Origin of the sequence: Chitinophaga sp. W2I13, from assembly GCF_050434005.1 — a bacterium.
GTDB lineage: Bacteria > Bacteroidota > Bacteroidia > Chitinophagales > Chitinophagaceae > Chitinophaga.
In genome coordinates, this window is sequence record NZ_JBNPWD010000001.1 from 7,663,117 (window position 1) to 7,679,808 (window position 16,692).

The 16,692-nt window shown below is 47.7% G+C and carries 11 protein-coding genes; 6 read left to right on the forward strand and 5 right to left on the reverse strand.

The features are described from left to right. Positions 1-63: 63 nt before the first annotated feature. Entirely contained in the window at positions 64-1,794 is a 1,731-nt protein-coding gene (locus tag QFZ48_RS31155) for a cellulase family glycosylhydrolase (RefSeq protein WP_429065360.1), read from the reverse strand. Positions 1,795-1,978: 184 nt separating this feature from the next. Here QFZ48_RS31155 and QFZ48_RS31160 point away from each other — a divergent pair, with 184 nt between their 5' ends. Together QFZ48_RS31160 and QFZ48_RS31165 are read left to right on the forward strand one after the other, a co-directional pair. After that, complete coding sequence (locus QFZ48_RS31160) at positions 1,979-4,837, forward strand: triple tyrosine motif-containing protein (protein WP_429065362.1); 2,859 nt, start codon at positions 1,979-1,981, stop codon at positions 4,835-4,837. 113 nt (positions 4,838-4,950) lie between these two features. Further along, a complete protein-coding gene (locus QFZ48_RS31165; protein WP_429065363.1) occupies positions 4,951-6,189 on the forward strand; it encodes a multidrug effflux MFS transporter in 1,239 nt (412 codons plus the stop codon). Here QFZ48_RS31165 and QFZ48_RS31170 read toward each other — a convergent pair. Together QFZ48_RS31170 and QFZ48_RS31175 are read right to left on the reverse strand one after the other, a co-directional pair. Then, positions 6,186-6,911, reverse strand: coding sequence for an SDR family oxidoreductase (locus tag QFZ48_RS31170; protein ID WP_429046776.1), 726 nt, complete (start codon positions 6,909-6,911; stop codon positions 6,186-6,188). The genes QFZ48_RS31165 and QFZ48_RS31170 overlap by 4 nt on opposite strands. A 71-nt stretch (positions 6,912-6,982) precedes the next feature. After that, a complete protein-coding gene (locus tag QFZ48_RS31175; RefSeq protein WP_429046774.1) occupies positions 6,983-7,579 on the reverse strand; it encodes a Crp/Fnr family transcriptional regulator in 597 nt (198 codons plus the stop codon). Positions 7,580-7,637: 58 nt separating this feature from the next. Between QFZ48_RS31175 and QFZ48_RS31180 the strand changes: the two genes are divergently transcribed. Together QFZ48_RS31180 and QFZ48_RS31185 are read left to right on the forward strand one after the other, a co-directional pair. After that, positions 7,638-7,982: a TfoX/Sxy family protein gene (locus tag QFZ48_RS31180; RefSeq protein ID WP_429065365.1), complete on the forward strand. Its 345-nt coding sequence runs from the start codon at positions 7,638-7,640 to the stop codon at positions 7,980-7,982. Positions 7,983-8,088: 106 nt separating this feature from the next. Further along, complete coding sequence (locus QFZ48_RS31185; protein ID WP_429046770.1) at positions 8,089-9,321, forward strand: cation:proton antiporter; 1,233 nt, start codon at positions 8,089-8,091, stop codon at positions 9,319-9,321. A gap of 221 nt (positions 9,322-9,542) precedes the next feature. Here QFZ48_RS31185 and QFZ48_RS31190 read toward each other — a convergent pair whose 3' ends face one another. Next, the gene (locus tag QFZ48_RS31190; RefSeq protein ID WP_429065367.1) at positions 9,543-11,699 is read right to left on the reverse strand and encodes a glycoside hydrolase family 3 N-terminal domain-containing protein; all 2,157 of its coding nucleotides are present in this window, start codon (positions 11,697-11,699) and stop codon (positions 9,543-9,545) included. 130 nt (positions 11,700-11,829) lie between these two features. Between QFZ48_RS31190 and QFZ48_RS31195 the strand changes: the two genes are divergently transcribed. Continuing rightward, positions 11,830-12,951, forward strand: coding sequence for an aminotransferase class V-fold PLP-dependent enzyme (locus tag QFZ48_RS31195; RefSeq protein ID WP_429046766.1), 1,122 nt, complete (start codon positions 11,830-11,832; stop codon positions 12,949-12,951). Positions 12,952-13,171: 220 nt separating this feature from the next. Here QFZ48_RS31195 and QFZ48_RS31200 read toward each other — a convergent pair whose 3' ends face one another. Next, positions 13,172-14,005 carry an aldo/keto reductase gene (locus QFZ48_RS31200; protein ID WP_429046764.1) on the reverse strand — a complete coding sequence of 278 codons (834 nt, stop codon included), beginning with the start codon at positions 14,003-14,005 and terminating at the stop codon, positions 13,172-13,174. A gap of 576 nt (positions 14,006-14,581) precedes the next feature. Between QFZ48_RS31200 and fusA the strand changes: the two genes are divergently transcribed. Further along, the gene (gene fusA, locus QFZ48_RS31205; RefSeq protein WP_429065369.1) at positions 14,582-16,657 is read left to right on the forward strand and encodes an elongation factor G; all 2,076 of its coding nucleotides are present in this window, start codon (positions 14,582-14,584) and stop codon (positions 16,655-16,657) included. Positions 16,658-16,692: the final 35 nt, after the last annotated feature.

Consider the following 16,692-nt stretch of genomic DNA (forward strand, 5'->3'; position numbering starts at 1 on the left):
AATTAAAGAAAAGGTGAACAAATAAGGCTAATGGATCAAACGTGGAGTTAATTTTATGCGTTCTTACTTTCTTTCAAAGGTCATCCCGGTAAACACACCGCCACCCTGCACAAAGGCTATCCGGATCCGGTGTTCCCCTTTTGTGAGGCGGATATTTTTCACCACCACCTGCTGCCCCGCAGATGGCACGGCAATATCAGCCGCCAGCACGTTGTCATCGCTGCTGATCTTAAACCTGGGGGCAACACTATCGGTATCTGCTTTTATTTTTACGGTAAGGGTGTAGTTCCCGGCAGCGGCAACCCGGGTAGTGTACTGCAGCCATTCGCCGCTTTCAATATGAAATACCACAAACTCATCCTCCTCCTTTTTTATATCCACGCCATCGTTGCGGTAAGCGTGTCCGCGGTTCCCTTGTGTATTAACACCCGGCGTATAATGGTAGCTCGCGGTATCCAGGTCGTTATACGCTGAAAGGTTTCGTCCCAGATCATAGTCCACCGCGCGGATCACAGCCTTGTCTTTGATGATATGTTTCCGGAAAGGAATGGCCTTACCGGAAGCCACCTGGCGGAACATGGCATCTGTCACATCTTTATGGTAAATATTATTTTCGATCCCGGTATTGCCTGCAAATTCCATGAGCGCGCGATAGGCTTCATCCGCCGCAGGTGCGGGCCCTTTGCCGTTCCAGTAATCCAGGAGCGCCTGGTAACCGGGCGTGAGCTTTATTTCCAGGGGATTGTTGACCCCCATCTTTTTCAGCTGCCACCATGCCCAGCCGATATCATTGCTTTCTGCCATACTGATAGTATGGGTGAACCAGTTATTGGAGTTTTCCCCCGATTCCCCCAGCCACAACGGGAGGTTATATTGCGCCCGTAAATCCAGGAAATTCTGGATAGAAGCGGTATTGGTGAAGTTGCCGTATTTGTGAAAGCTGATCACCATGTTATTATCCCACGCAGGCAGTATGCCCTTGTAATTATTCCCGAAACCATTTCCTTCTATAATGATGATATGCTGTTGATCTACTTCCCGGATGGCTTTGGTGATGGCTGTCATCAGCTGTTTCAGGGGAATGTTCTTTGTTTCTTTGGTGCCCCTTTTATCCCCGGCGTCTTCAAATCCCCAGTTAGGTTCATTGATAATATCATAACCGCCTATCCAGGGTTCGTTGGCGTAACGCGCTGCCAACTTGCGCCATAAGGCAATGGTTTTATCCCGGTTAGCCTGGCTTTCCCAGAGAGATGGCTTTTCGGGGTGCCTGTCGGAAATAGGCAGGTCGTTCCCCTGCCCACCAGGTGCAGCATGCAGATCAAGGATCAGGTACATATGATTGGCCTTACACCAGTTCAGTAAGGAATCGGTCAGTGCAAACCCTTTCTCCAGCCAGGTATTTTGACCGGCAACCGGCTCCTCATCTGCCGGCAGCGTGTACAGGTTGAAGTGCATGGGCAGGCGAACGGAATTGAACCCCCATGCCGCCATCGAGTCAATATCCCTCCTGGTGGTATGATTGGTAAGCCACGCATCATAAAATGCCTGTGTTTTTTCAGGCCCTATCAGTTCCCGGATCTTTTCGCGGATCCTGTATTGCTGGCCGATATTACCCAGGCGGAACATATAGCCCTCCTGCAACATCCAGCCTCCGAGGCCCATTCCCCGGAGGATCACCTGCTCGTTTTTTTCATTAACAATAATGTGGCCGCGGGTTTTCAGATATCCCTGCCCGTTACCAGGCAGCACAGAAGCCAGCAATAACGTGAGTGCTATAACGTGGAATTTCAGCATGTACAGTGTCTCTTTAAAAAGAAAAATAAGAATATCCAAGATCCCTATTTAAAAGCATAAAATCATTTCCGGCACTACGTCATTTCTACTTCAAAGGACATTAAAACATTGATAGCTAATCTATCTTCATTACATCTTACCTACATCAGCAAAAAAATTTTACATTTAGTAAAACGCTTTTTAGATGAAGCATTTGTTGTTGCTGGCCCTTTTATTCCACGGAAAAATATTATTAGCCCAGAATACAATCGGACTACCCGCTGTGGTGAATTTCAGCAAAGCCCAATACCAGGGAAATGGGCAAACCTGGGACATTGATGTTGACCATAATGGCATCCTGTATTTCGCCAATAATGAAGGGCTTCTTACCTTCAACGGCAATTACTGGAAGCTTTACCCCGTACCCAACAACACCCGCCTGCGAGCAGTAAAAGTGGCGCCGGACGGGAAGATTTATGTTGGCGCACAGGACGACTTCGGGTATTATCTGCCCAATAAAAATGGTATCCTGGAATATACTTCTCTCAAAAAGTATATCCCCGCCGGGCAAACAGAATTTGCAGACATCTGGAATATTGCATTATTCAACAATGGCGTTTACTTCAAAAGCAACAATAAAATATTCGGCTGGCGTAACCGGCAGATAGACGTGTACAATGCCCCCGTAGAATGGAAAATAATGGGCAGCACGGCCCATGGCCTTTACGCGCAGGACCTGAAACAGGGACTGCTGAAATTATTAAACGGTAAATGGCAACCTGTTTGCACCGGCTTCCAGGGCAAATCTCTCCTGGTCACCGCTTTCCTGGAAGAAAAAAATGATACCCTGCTGGTTGCCACCCTCAAGGATGGCCTTTTCCGTATCACCGGGCAACAGTTACTCCCGCTGCAAACAGCAGCAGATAGTGTTTTCCGGAGCAGCCGTATTTATTGCGCCATCCCGCTGGGTAACGGCCAGCTGGCGGTGGGCACCTTCTCCAAAGGATGCTTTATCATCAATGCCAATAGTGGCAGCGTGATCCAGCAATTCAGCATGGACGAGGGCCTTCAGAATAATAATGTGCTCCGCCTGTTTGCTGATCCCCGCCATAATATCTGGCTCGCGCTGGACAACGGTATCGATCAGCTGCGTTACAATACCGCCATTAAACAGATACTGCCCGCCAAACATAATTCGCTTACCACTTATGCGGCAAAGGTGTTTAATCAGCGCCTTTACATCGGCACTTCCGATGGACTATACAGCACACCACTGGACACCGTTGCAGACCTCAGCTATTCCAAAGGCAACTTTCAGCCGGTGGCCAACACCCGTGGCCAGGTATGGAACCTTTCTGCTATCGGCTCCCACCTGCTGATGGCCCACCAGGAAGGAACGTTTGAAATCACCGGCAACAAGGCTGCTGCAGTGCTGAAAGACCTGGGCTGCTGGGCCTACCTGCCGCTTTCCAACAACATACTTACCGGCTGTTATAATGGCCTGGCTATTATCCGCTATAACGGCCTACAGGTGCGTGTCAACCGGCACGTCTCCGGTTTATACGAATCCCTCCGCTTCCTGGCGATGGACCCACAGCAACGTATCTGGTCCTCCCACCCCTACCGCGGTGTATACCTGCTCACCCTAAAAAATGACACCGCCCTGAGCTACCGCTTGTTCACGCAAAAAGACGGGCTGCCGTCCACCTACAATAATTACGTTTTCCGTATTCAACAACGGATGGTAGCCGCCACCATGAAAGGCATCTATGAATTTGATGAAGCCCGGCAGCAATTTGTTCCGTCGCAGGGATTGTTTGCCCCGCTGAAAAATGCAGCGGTGCAATATCTTTCGGAAGACAGCAGCGGCAACATCTGGCTGGTGGCAGATAAAAAGCCGGGAGTATTGAAACCACGGCAGCAAACAATTACCTGGTTCCCCGAACTCACCGGGAAGATCGTTGGCGGCTTTGAGTTCATTTATCCTTTTAATGAGGAGAATATCTTTTTTGGCGGCGACAAAGGCATTTATCATCTCAACTATAAAAAATACTCCCGTCATGATGCCGGCCTGTCGGTATTACTCGGACAAATAAAAGCCACCAACCGGAAAGACACCCTGCTGTATGGCGGCTACCAAACGGCCGGTACGCAGCCGCCAGTGGTACTCCCGAATGCGTTCAACAGTTTTCATTTTGAATATACGGTTCCCCCGGCAGAACAAGGCAATCATATTACTTACAGCTATCAGCTGGCCGGCTTCGATAAACAACCCGGCGAATGGACCGCCAAAACAGAAAAAGAATATACCAATCTCCCTTACGGAAAATATACTTTTTGGGTAAAGGCAAAAGATAACCTCGGCAATATCTCCGCTCCCGCCAGTTATTCTTTTACCATTTTACCCGCCTGGTATCAAACCTATATAGCGAAGACGGTGTATATACTGCTGCTCGCGGGGCTGATCTGGTACCTGTACCGGCGTCAGAAGAAAAAATTTGCTGCACAGAAAGACAAACATCTGCAGGAACAACAACATCTCATTTTTCAACACCAGCTGGAGCTGGAAAGAAACGAGAAACAGCTGATCCGGCTGCGCAATGAAAAACTGGAATCAGACGTACAACATAAAAATAAAGAGCTGGCCACTGCCACGATGCACCTGGTACAGAAAGGCAAACTGATATCCAATATCCGTGAAGAGCTGATACAAAGCGTAAAGAAAACCAATGACCCGGAAGCGCTTCCTTCTTTCAAAAAAGTGATGCGGTTATTTGAAGAAGCAGAGAATAACGAGGAAGACTGGGCGCAGTTCTCCCAACACTTTGATGAAGTGCATAACAACTTCCTGCGCACCCTTAAAAAACAATACCCGGATTTGACCACCACTGATCTTAAGCTTTGTGCCTACCTGCGCATTAATCTTACCACCAAAGAAATAGCCCAGTCGATGGGTATTTCCGTACGCGGCGTGGAAACCAGCCGGTACCGGCTTCGCAAGAAACTGAACATCCCCGGCGAAACAGGACTGTATGATTTCCTGATCAATATTACACAGGAATAAATACGCGAATGCTTGTCTCCCCACGGTAAAATCAAAGAAGATAACAGTCACATCACCCGAAGGGGCGTATTTCTTCTTACTTTTGCAGGGAAATTTTTTAAAGCCATATTATTTTGACCAACGAACTTTCAAAATCGAAATATTTCTTTCTTATCCTGATTCTCGGTACGCTCACAGCACTAGGCCCTTTCTCGATCGACATGTATCTTCCCGGCTTTCCGGCTATAGGAAAGGATCTGGGAGTAGATCCTACCAGGGTGGCCTTATCACTTTCGAGCTTTTTTATTGGAATTTCAGCAGGACAATTACTATATGGTCCGTTGCTCGACCGGTTTGGCAGGAAGAAGCCGCTATTCATAGGACTCGTGCTGTATGTGATTTCTTCTATCGGCTGTATGTATGTGTCTTCCCTGAACGGGCTTATTATCCTCCGCTTTATCCAGGCTATAGGCAGCTGCGCCGCGGCAGTAGCTTCTGTTGCGATGGTGCGTGACCTCTTCCCCGTGAAAGACAATGCCAAAGTATTTGCACTGCTGATGCTCGTAGTGGGAACGTCCCCCATGATTGCCCCTACCGTGGGCAGTTATGTAACCAGCGCCTTTAGCTGGCACGCAGTATTCCTGGTACTGGGCGTTATGGGCGCACTGATCCTGATAGCCACCATCCTCTGGCTGCCGGAAAGTTATAAGCCGGACACGTCGATGTCACTGAAGCCTGGTCCCATTATCAGCAACTTCCTGTCGGTGGTGAGTGAACCACAGTTTTATACCTACACTTTTGCAGGCGCAGTTTCTTTCTCAGGACTGTTCGCTTATGTATCAGCTTCCCCCCAGGTGTTTATGGATATTTATAAGCTCAGTGACAAAGCGTATGGTTGGATCTTTGCAGGCCTTTCGGTAGGACTGATCGGTTCCAGCCAGGTGAACAGCCTGTTGTTGAAACGGTTCAGCAGTCAGCAGATAGTACCGGTGGCGCTGCTTTGTCAAACCATCACCGGGCTTGTTTTCATTGTCTGCGCCTGGAATAATTTTTTATCATTACCCGGTATCATCGTATTGTTGTTCATCTACCTTTGCTGCCTGGGCTTTATCAATCCCAACACGACAGCATTATCGCTCGCCCCGTTCAGTAAAAATGCGGGCAGCGCATCTTCCCTGATGGGCGCCACACAAATGGGAATAGGTGCGCTTGCCTCCACGGTGGTAAGCCTGTATAACACGCACACAGCTACGCCGATGGCGATCACCATGTGCGGCACTTCCCTGCTGGCACTGTTTATATTACTGGTATGCCGCCGGAATATCAAAACGGCTGTGGCAGCGGCGCCTGGCGCCGCTACCATTGCGCATTAAACCAGTACGGCGCCGCCATCTGCCACTACTATCTGCCCCGTGCTGAATCCATTCTGCATCAGGTATAAATAAGTTTGCGCAATATCTTCCGGCTGCCCCACGCGGCCTGCCGGAAGCATGCCGGCAGCCTGTTGATACATGGCTTCGCGATCGGCCTCCGGCATTCCTGCCCAGAGTGCTGTTTTCACAATACCAGGCGACACCGCGTTTACACGTATAGGCGCCAGTTCGATGGCCAGCATGCGGGTGAAGCCCTCCATAGCGCCACAAATGCAGGCGCCGGCGGCCCATCCCTGCTGTGGCCTTAAATTGGCGATGCCGGTAGTCAACACCACTGATCCCCCCGGCAATATATTTTTACTGCCATACTTTACGGCATTGAATGCACCGAAAAAACGTAATTGAAATGCTTCCTGCAATTCCGCGGCTGTAAGGCTTTCCACCTGCCCGAACGGGAAGGCGCCACCTGCTGTAAATACCAGATGATCAAAGGCGCCTGATGTGCGAAAGAAGTCACGCACCGCTGCTTCACTCCCCAGATCCAGCGCAAAGCCCTGCGCAGTTCCGGGTAACGTCGCCAATGCTTTATTTACTCTTTCAAGATTACTGGAAACAATGATCACCGTTGCACCCGCCACCGCTGCCGCCTGTGCCGTTGCCAAACCAATGCCGGCCGAACCGCCCAATACCAATACTTTTTTTCCTGTCAGATCCGTATTCATAATTATAATTTTTTATGAACACAAAATTCGGCAGCCGGCAGCAGGCGTCATTTAACAAATGGTAAAAAGCATTAAAGGCGGCCATTTTTCCTGATCCGGCTGAGCGACTGCTGCGTAATACCCAGGAAAGACGCAATAGTACTCAATGGTACACGGGAAACAATATCCGGTTCCTTTTGCAGGAAATACCGGTAACGCTCCGAGGCATCCAGTCCCAGGTATTCGTTCCGGGCCAGCACCTTTTCCAGCAAGCCTTGCCGGGTAATCTGATCTATCAGGGATCTGAGGTAAGGGATTTTTTCGTATAGCCTCATGAGGTATTCCTTATGCAATACAATTACAGCCGCATCACATACCGCCTCCAGTACGTAAGGCGAGGGCGTTTCTTCGAGGTAACTGCCCAGTATGGTGGCACACTTATTTTCTTTCAGAAAAAATATGGTAATATCCTCTCCGTCATCCGTATACTTTACCAGGCGCAATATACCTTCACAAATGAAGAACAGCTCCCGTGGCACTTTGCCCTCCGGCAATAACACCGCTCCTTCCTTCACCTGTTGCACAAATAACCCTTCGGATAACAGCTGCCAGTCGTCATCAGACACCGGATGCAGCTGCTTCAGGAAGCGGTAAAAAGTATCCAATCCTGCCATAGTTATAAATTTCATTACAATATTATGGTAATTAAAGGAAGTCGTACCTTCATATCTCCCAAAAAATAGCTCAATGGCATTCAATGAAAAACTCGCTGATCGCGTACGCGAAATTCTTTATGCTTCCACCGATAACATCACGGAAAAGAAAATGTTTGGTGGCCTGTGTTTCATGGTAAACGATAAAATGTGCGTAGGCGTACGGCCCGATAAAATGATGGTAAGAATTGATCCTGCTAAATCAGACGAGGTAGTCGAATCCTCTTCCGGCGCCGAAGCAATGATTCATGGGGGCAAAGAAATGAAAGGATTTATTTTTGTAGATGAAGGTGAGCTGCACACAAAAAAACAATTACAATACTGGATTAAAATGGCATTAGAATTTAACGTAAATGCTAAGTCTTCCAGGAAAAAATAATCCTATAATGCCGTGGGACTTTGATTTGCTACATTTTTTTCTACCTTTAAAACTACTGTAGCAACAATAGGAACCTGATTTTTTAACCGGCATTATTCGATTACTTATGAACACATTTACGCTGATAACGGCTTTAGTTACCATTAGTGCATTAATTTCCTACATCAACAACCGATTCATTAAACTTCCCGGAACCATAGGTGTGATCGTGGTTTCGCTGTTATTATCTTTACTGATTTCCCTGACGGGTAAAATTTTCCCCGGCGCATTCACTTTTATTAAAGACGTCACCAACGGTATTGATTTCACCGGTACGCTGCTGGATGTAATGTTAGGCTTCCTGCTTTTCGCCAGCGCATTGCATTTCGATTTCAATAAACTAAAAGCACAGCGGTATCCCGTGCTGGTATTGAGTACTGTAGGGGTTATCGGCTCTACTTTTATATTCGGATTCCTGTTGTACTGGGCCACTGAACTGCTGCACATCGACATCCCGCTGGTATACTGCCTGTTGTTTGGCGCACTCATTTCACCTACCGATCCGGTAGCGGTATTATCGATCTTAAAAAAATCAAAAGTCCCGCCCGCCCTTGAAACCATTATTGGGGGCGAGTCTTTACTGAATGATGGTACTGGCATCCTGTTATTTGTGATCCTGAAAGAAGTAGCCGGGCAAACAGATAGTCATGTTTCTCTATCACATGCTGCCGCCCTGTTTTCGCAGGAAGTATTCGGCGGGATCCTGCTGGGTGTTGTTTCCGCTATTGTAGCTTACAGGACCATGAAGCGTGTAGACGACTTCAATATCATTGTAATGGTATCCTTATCCATGGTAATGGTAATTTCTGTGGTAGGCGCTATACTGCACGTATCTATTCCACTGGCGGCCGTTTCCGCCGGATTGATATTAGGTAATACTTCCCTGGGAACAAAAAATGCAGAAGAAATACAACACTATTTTCACAACATATGGAGTCTCATCGATGAACTGCTGAACACCATCCTCTTTGTGATGATCGGGTTGCAGATTGTGATCATGCCCTTCCTGCAAAACTATTGGTTCACCGGTTTAATGGCCACCGTATTTGTACTGATTGCGCGGGCGCTGAGTATTACCATCCCCGCCATTGTATTAAAGCGCTCCCTGAAAACAAATTATAAAAGCATTACCATATTGGTTTGGGCCGGACTGCGTGGGGGCATCTCCGTTGCACTGGCGCTATCGTTGCCGGAATCTCCCTATAAGGAAATTATCCTCTCTGCCAGCTACTTTGTGGTACTTTTCTCTATCATAGTGCAGGGACTCACGCTAAAGAAAGTAGTCGACCGAATGGCGTAGAGCGGATGTTGTCTTTCCCGCTGATTACGCTGATTTTACTGATTACCCGGATTTTTACTTTTGGATTTTTTTTAGATTTTTAGATTTTCTTAAAGTAATAATTAAGGGAGATAAAAGCGAATATATCCGCTGCTATCTCCCTTAATCCTTTATAAAATCAAAAGTAAAAATCCGGGTAATCAGTAAAATCAGCGTAATCAGCGAGAAAGACAAAATCCGCGTTATCTCACGCGGAACTGCTGCGACAACACGAAGTTGTCTGAACTCTTTCCTATATTGATCGTATACGTGCCTTTGTATAGCTTCCACGCGTGTTGCTGCAAATCCCATTTCTGCAACTCTGCTGCTGGCAGTGCCAGTTCCACGATTTCTTCTCCGCCTTTGTTTACACGAACACGTTTAAATGCTTTCAATTCCTTTACCGGCATGCGTTCCATATCCGGATAGGTGATGTAGGCCTGCACTACTTCGTCGCCATCAAAGGCGCCGGTATTTTTAACGGCTACGGATACACGGATAGTGTCTTTGCTGCGGTATTCTTTTGCAGGCGTTGCACGCCAGGTATAATCAAATTTCGTATAGCTGAGGCCGTAGCCAAAAGGATATGCTGATTTACCTTTAAAATAACGGTAAGTACGGTTCTTCATGCTGTAGTCCTTATAGTCGGGCAAGTCCTGCAGGGATTGATAAAATGTAACAGGCAACCGCCCTGCGGGCGAATATTTTCCAAAGATGATATCTGCGAGGGCATTACCGCCCTGTTCTCCCGGGTACCACGCCAGGATCACTGCATCTGCATAGGGAGCAATGGCAGATACGTCTACTGCACTGCCGGCAGTAATTACCGCAATGATGGGCTTCTTATGCGCTTCCCTTAATTTTTTCATGAACAGAATCTGGGAGCGGGGCAGGCTCAGCGTATTTTTATCGCCGCCGGACGAGGACAGGAAAGCGTCACCTTCTTCTCCTTCCAGCAGAGGCGTTAAGCCGATCACCGCTACCGTTACATCGCAGTTCTGCGAAGCCCAGATACCACCAAAATGCAGGGTATCTGTAAAGTCGCATCCCTGGTCGTATTGCATGGCCATACCCGGACCTGCAGCCCTGGCCAGGCCAGCGGCAAAAGTGACCATGTTACCCGATACACCGTGATAGTTGCCCATCAGTGCTTCCAATGATGCAGAATTGGAGCCGGTCACCAGCATGGAAGCATATTTATCCGGACTTAAGGGTAATACACCATCATTTTTAAGCAATATCATGCTTTCCCTGGCCGCTTCACGGGCCAGTTGGGCGTGATAGCCGTTATTTACACTATCTGCGCCATATCCGTTATAAGGACTTTCCGCGGGCGCATCCAGTAATCCCAGCTTTATGCGCGTACGCAGTGTGGCACTCAGGGCACTGTCTACATTCGCGCTGGTTAACCAGCCCTTATCAATGGCTTTCATCACATCGTCCTGTAAAATATTGGCGCAATCGAGATTTACGCCTGCTTTCACGGCGGCTGCCGCCACTTCCTCACGGGTGGGAATGGCTTTATGACGCAGCCAGATATCGTCCAGTGCCCAGCAATCGGTAACAACCTGTCCGCCAAATTTCCATTCATGCCGCAGGATATCCTGCAACAGTGTATTACCAGTGCAGCAAGGCTCGCTGTTTACGCGGTTATAAGCGCACATGATCGATTCTACTTTGCCGTCCACCAGTTTTTTAAACGCATAGAGATAGGTTTCCCGCAGGTCTTTTTCGTCGATGATGGCATTAAAGCTATGCCGGTCAGCTTCCGGTCCGCTATGAACGGCGAAATGTTTGGCACAGGCCGCCGTTTTCAGCATGCCGGGCACATCTCCCTGTAATCCCTGCACAAAGGCGCCCGCCATGGTAGCAGTGAGATAAGGATCTTCTCCATATGTTTCCTGACCGCGGCCCCAGCGGGGATCACGGAAGATATTGATGTTAGGCGTCCAGAAATTAAGCCCCATATATTGCACATGCCGGTGTTGCTGCACGGCCAGGTTATACTTAGCACGGGCTTCTGTAGAAATGGTACTGGCTACTTCCTTTGCCAGTGGCGCATTAAAGGTAGCCGACAACCCTATCGCCTGCGGAAATACGGTGGCTTCTCCTCCCCTGGCAATACCGTGCAACGCCTCATTCCACCAGTTATACGCGGGGATTTGCAACCGGTCTATCGCCGGGCTGTTATATCCCAGCAACGATATCTTTTCAGACAAGGTAAGGGTATGCAGCAGGTCGTTCACCCGGTCATTCAACGGCGCATCCGCCCGTTTGAACAATGCCGGCTGCTGTGCAACTGCGTTTGATGTAAATAAAAGTATGAAAGAACCAAAAATGAAAAACTGTTTTCTCCACATGCTAAACCTGATTTTTTTCTATAAGATGATCCACCTCTGCGCAAGTTATCATATAAAAAACATAATCGCATGCCGCCACGCCACCAATGGTTTATTTTGTTTATTATCGTGAAGAAATTAATAAAATAGTATGACTAAATGGGAGAATATCAGGGCCGATTACCCGGTATGCGATAACTGTACTTATTTTTTTACCAACGGCGGCGGCCCGGTAAGTATCCCCTTTGTACAAAAGGCAACGGCGCTTTTCACGGAACTCAGTGAAAAAGGCCGCGGGGTAATGCCCGGCTGGGATCAACAGGCCGACGAAGCCAAAGGCCTCATCGGTGAAATGATCCGCGCAAAGGCCAGTGAAATTGCTTTCATCACCAGCACCTCACAGGCCATGATCCTCCTGTACGGGATGTTTCCCAAACACTATGAAATCATCACCATGCGGGATGAATTTCCCAGCAGCTTTGTGGGCTGGATGCATAACGGTCATACCGTTCATTTAGTAGACAGTGATGATCGTAACCAGATCTCCATAGCAGATATTGCGGCTAAAATCACACCAGACACCCGTATCCTCATCACCAGCCACGTGATGTTCAGAACCGGCTTCCGTCAACACCTGAAAGCCATCGGCGAATTATGCAAACAGCATCAGCTGATCCACATCGTGGACGCCACGCAATCATTCGGCGTAAACGATATTGATGTACAGGAATGTAATATCGATATCCTCATCTTCCACGCCTACAAATGGGTAACTGCCGGCTATGGTACCGGCGCTATGTATGTATCACGGAAAATACTGGATCAATACCCTCCACAGGTGATGAGCTGGTATAATGTAGAGTATGAAATAGCAGATTTCCAGTCGGTAAAGGACTACACGAACTTCACTCCTAAAAAAACCGCCACCGCATTTGAACCCGGCACGCCGCCGTTTGTAAATATATTACTATTGGGAGAAGCGCTAAAATACCTTCATCGTATAGGCATTCGCGATATAGAGGCGTATGTCGGAGAGTTAATTGCCTACCTGGCGCAACAGGCTTCGGCACACGGTATCCGGCTGCTGTCTGACTATCCGCCGGAACACCTTTCTGCCATACAACTGCTGGAAATTACGCCGGCGCAAAATGAAAAAGTTGAAAAGAATAATATCCAGGCGCGATATAAAAATAACATCCTGACGGTAGCCCTTAACTTCTACAACAACAAAGCCGATATCGACAAATTATTTGCCGCGCTGGCCGGGGCTTAGAGCGAATTTTGTCTTGGCTCAGGATTACGCTGATTATACTGATTACCTGGATTTTTACTTTTGGATTTTTTTGATTTTTTTGATTTTTTTAAGATATAACTAAGGGAGATAACAGCGAATATATCCGCTTCTATCTCCGTTAATCCTTTATAAAATCCAAAAGTAAAAATCCAGGTAATCAGTATAATCAGCGTAATCCTGAGCCAAGACAATTTCCGCGTTAGAAATTGAAATTATCCGGGTCTGGTCCTACCCTTTCGCCACGGTCCAGTGCATCAATCTTCAGCGCATCTTCTTTACTGATCTCGAAATTGAACAGCTGCGCGTTGGAAATCACCCTGTCCTGGCGGATGCTTTTAGGAATGGTTACCACATCCTTTTGCAGGTCCCATCTTAATACCAATTGTGCTACCGACACTTTATATTTCTCCGCGAGTTCTTTCAGCAATGGCACGTCGAATGCTTTACCCTGCATCAATGGGCTCCATGCTTCAAACTGCACGTTGTTTTTCTGACAGAAATCCAGCAGGGACGGCTGTACCAGGTAAGGATGAAATTCCAGCTGATCCACCATAGGTATTACCTTTGCGCTTTGGAAGAGATCTTCCAGTTGGTGTTGCAGGAAATTACTGACGCCAATGGCTTTTACGCGGCCATCTGCATATAGCTTTTCCAGTGCACGCCAGGTTTCCTTATACTTACCTTTCACCGGCCAGTGTATCAGGTACAGATCAAGATAGTCTGTTTTCAGTTTTCCAAGGGAGGTATCAAATGCTTTCAGGGTACTGTCGTAGCCCTGATCCGCATTCCATACTTTTGTGGTCAGGAAGATATCCTTTCTATCGGTGGCATTTTTTTCAATGGCAATACCCACTCCTTCTTCATTACCATAAATAGCAGCAGTATCTATATGCCGGTAGCCGGCATCCAGTGCATAAGTCACTGAATCGATCACTTCCTGTCCTTCCTTTGTTTTAAAAACACCCAATCCGAAATAAGGCATTTGTACGCCATTCGATAATTGTACCGTACCGTTAATGTCTGTAATATTCATATAATGAAGATTTTATTTTACTGGTTAAAACACCGGAAGGCCGGAGAAGCAAAATTACGACGAAACAACATCGTACCACCAGTATATATGAGAGATATTTTTGTACAAATAAGAGAAAAAGGACCTGCCGGCGCTCTTTCCTCAGATTAGTTTTTTCAATAAAAACCACCTATCTTTGCGGTGCAATTTTAAAAGTATATGAACAACTATCTCACATATCAGGCATGCAGTTACGCAACTACCGTTATCAGAGCGGTAATTGCAAGTACCCGCATTGTCTTAATTCAAGACGGGGAGGCAAATCCATCCCGGATATGAGAGGTTAATATATAACTCCTGAAATCTTTTTCAAGGGCCTCTTCATCCGAAGAGGCCTTTTTATTTGCTTCCCCAATATCTTCAACAGTTTCTTTAGTAAACAATAAATCAATATGAACACCAACAGGAAATTTATTATTAAAGCATCAATGTCATTGACGCGGCTAGTCCGGTAATGCAGACTTCCTGTTGCATAAAGCAAAGGCCGCTCATTACCAGATGAACGGCCTTTTTTAATTCCTTTTTAAATAAGAATATATGAAACGCTTAGCGGATTTTAGAAATATAGGTATCATGGCACATGTCGATGCAGGTAAAACAACGCTCACTGAACGCATGCTTTACTTCACCGGCTTCACACATAAACTTGGCAACGTAGACGAAGGCAACACTGTGATGGATAGTGATCCGCAGGAAGAAAAGAGAGGTATTACCATTTCCTCTGCAGCGATCACCACCTATTGGCAACACCAGGATCATACCTGGCAGATCAATATTATTGATACGCCCGGCCACGTCGACTTCACCGCTGAAGTGGAACGGTCCTTACGGGTATTGGATGGCGCCGTAGCCGTGTTCTGCGCCCGCTCCGGTGTGCAGCCGCAGTCGGAAACAGTATGGCATCAGGCGAATCATTATAATATTCCCCGTATTGCGTTCATCAATAAAATGGACAGGCAGGGCGCCGATTTCCGGCGCGTAGTAAGCGACATACGCCAACGGCTAAACGCCAATGCACTGCCCGTACAGCTGCCCATTGGTGCGGAAGATGACTTCTCCGGGGTAATAGACCTTATCACCATGAAAGCGCTCGTATGGAACACCGCAGACGGTAAAACATATGAAACGCTGGATATCCCGTCGGCCCTGCTGAACGAAGCGCTGGAAGCACGTAATTATTTACTGGAAGAATTATCCCTGCTGGATGAATCTTTACTGAATAAATATACCACTGCTCCCAACAGTATCCTTCCGGAAGATATTTACGCCGCACTGCGCGGCGCTACCATCCGCCTGGAGGCGGTACCCGTATTGGCCGGTGCCGCTTATAAAAACAAAGGTATTCAACCCCTGCTCGATGCAGTGGCTACCTACCTCCCTGCTCCGTCAGACATCGGCGATGTAAAAGCCGCCGATCCGGAAACGGAAGCAACGGTGATGATCCCGGTTAGTGAAAACGCGCCGCTCGCTGCCCTTGCGTTTAAGATCATAACAGACGATTACGTAGGGAAGTTAACGTTAGTGCGGGTATATGCAGGCGTATTACACAGTGGCGATACACTCTGGAACAGCCGCACCAGCCGCAAGGTCAGGATCAGCCGTCTCATGCGTATCATGTCCGATAAATATGAAACAGTGGAAGAAATAGGCGCCGGCGATATCGGTGCGGTAGTAGGACTGAAAGATGTAAAAACAGGCGACTCCCTTTCGCATCCGGATCACCCGGTATTGCTGGAAAAAATCAGCTTCCCGGAACCCATGATCGGCTATGCGATTGAGGCGAAATCTGCCAAGGACAACGACAAACTCGGCGATGCCTTAAACAGGTTGCTGGAGGAAGATCCTACGCTCACCGTAACAGTGGATAACGCTACCGGCCAAACGATTTTGAAAGGCATGGGCGAACTGCACCTCGAAGTAGTGCTGGAAAAGCTGGCAACGCAATATCATCTCGACATCAACAAAGGACAACCGCAGATTGCGTATAAAGAAATATTTACGCAGGCCGTTACCCATCGTGAAGTGTATAAGAAACAAAATGGTGGCTCCGGCAACTTTGCGGACATCCAGTTTGAACTATCACCCGGCGATGAACAGGCAACCGGACTGGAATTTATCAACGAAATCAAAGGCGGTGCTATTCCAAAAGAATTCATTCCTGCGATCAGTAAAGGGTTCGAGTCCGCCATGAACAACGGCGCCCTGGCGGGCTACCCGGTGAAGTCCATGCGCGTGAGATTGCTCGATGGGTCCATCCATAGCAACGACTCCCACGCCCTGGATTTTGAACATGCAGCCATCACCGGTTTCAAAAGCGTAGCTGCCAAAGCAGTTCCCCGCTTGTTGGAACCCTGGATGAAAGTAGAAGTAACCATGCCGGAAGAATTTACCGGTACCCTCACCGGCGATCTGAACAGACGTCGTGGTGTGATCAAACAAATGGAGATGGATGGAGCCGTGCAAACCATCACCGCCATGGTACCGTTGTCCGAATTATTCGGTTATATAACGGTACTGCGTACACTCTCTTCGGGAAGGGCCGCGGCATCGCTGACATTCGACAGCTACCAGACCGTTCCTGGTAATATTACCAGCCATCTGCTGGTGAAATAAATGAAAATGGTGAAGGACAATCCTTCACCATTTTT

What these genes read in the sequence shown, in the direction of transcription:
- QFZ48_RS31155 (WP_429065360.1), bottom strand. Translation starts at nt 1,794, where the DNA reads ATGCTGAAATTCCACGTTATAGCACTCACGTTATTGCTGGCTTCTGTG.
- QFZ48_RS31160 (WP_429065362.1), top strand. Translation starts at nt 1,979, where the DNA reads ATGAAGCATTTGTTGTTGCTGGCCCTTTTATTCCACGGAAAAATATTA.
- QFZ48_RS31170 (WP_429046776.1), bottom strand. Translation starts at nt 6,911, where the DNA reads ATGAATACGGATCTGACAGGAAAAAAAGTATTGGTATTGGGCGGTTCG.
- QFZ48_RS31175 (WP_429046774.1), bottom strand. Translation starts at nt 7,579, where the DNA reads ATGAAATTTATAACTATGGCAGGATTGGATACTTTTTACCGCTTCCTG.
- QFZ48_RS31180 (WP_429065365.1), top strand. Translation starts at nt 7,638, where the DNA reads ATGGCATTCAATGAAAAACTCGCTGATCGCGTACGCGAAATTCTTTAT.
- QFZ48_RS31185 (WP_429046770.1), top strand. Translation starts at nt 8,089, where the DNA reads ATGAACACATTTACGCTGATAACGGCTTTAGTTACCATTAGTGCATTA.
- QFZ48_RS31190 (WP_429065367.1), bottom strand. Translation starts at nt 11,699, where the DNA reads ATGTGGAGAAAACAGTTTTTCATTTTTGGTTCTTTCATACTTTTATTT.
- QFZ48_RS31195 (WP_429046766.1), top strand. Translation starts at nt 11,830, where the DNA reads ATGACTAAATGGGAGAATATCAGGGCCGATTACCCGGTATGCGATAAC.
- QFZ48_RS31200 (WP_429046764.1), bottom strand. Translation starts at nt 14,005, where the DNA reads ATGAATATTACAGACATTAACGGTACGGTACAATTATCGAATGGCGTA.
- fusA (WP_429065369.1), top strand. Translation starts at nt 14,582, where the DNA reads ATGAAACGCTTAGCGGATTTTAGAAATATAGGTATCATGGCACATGTC.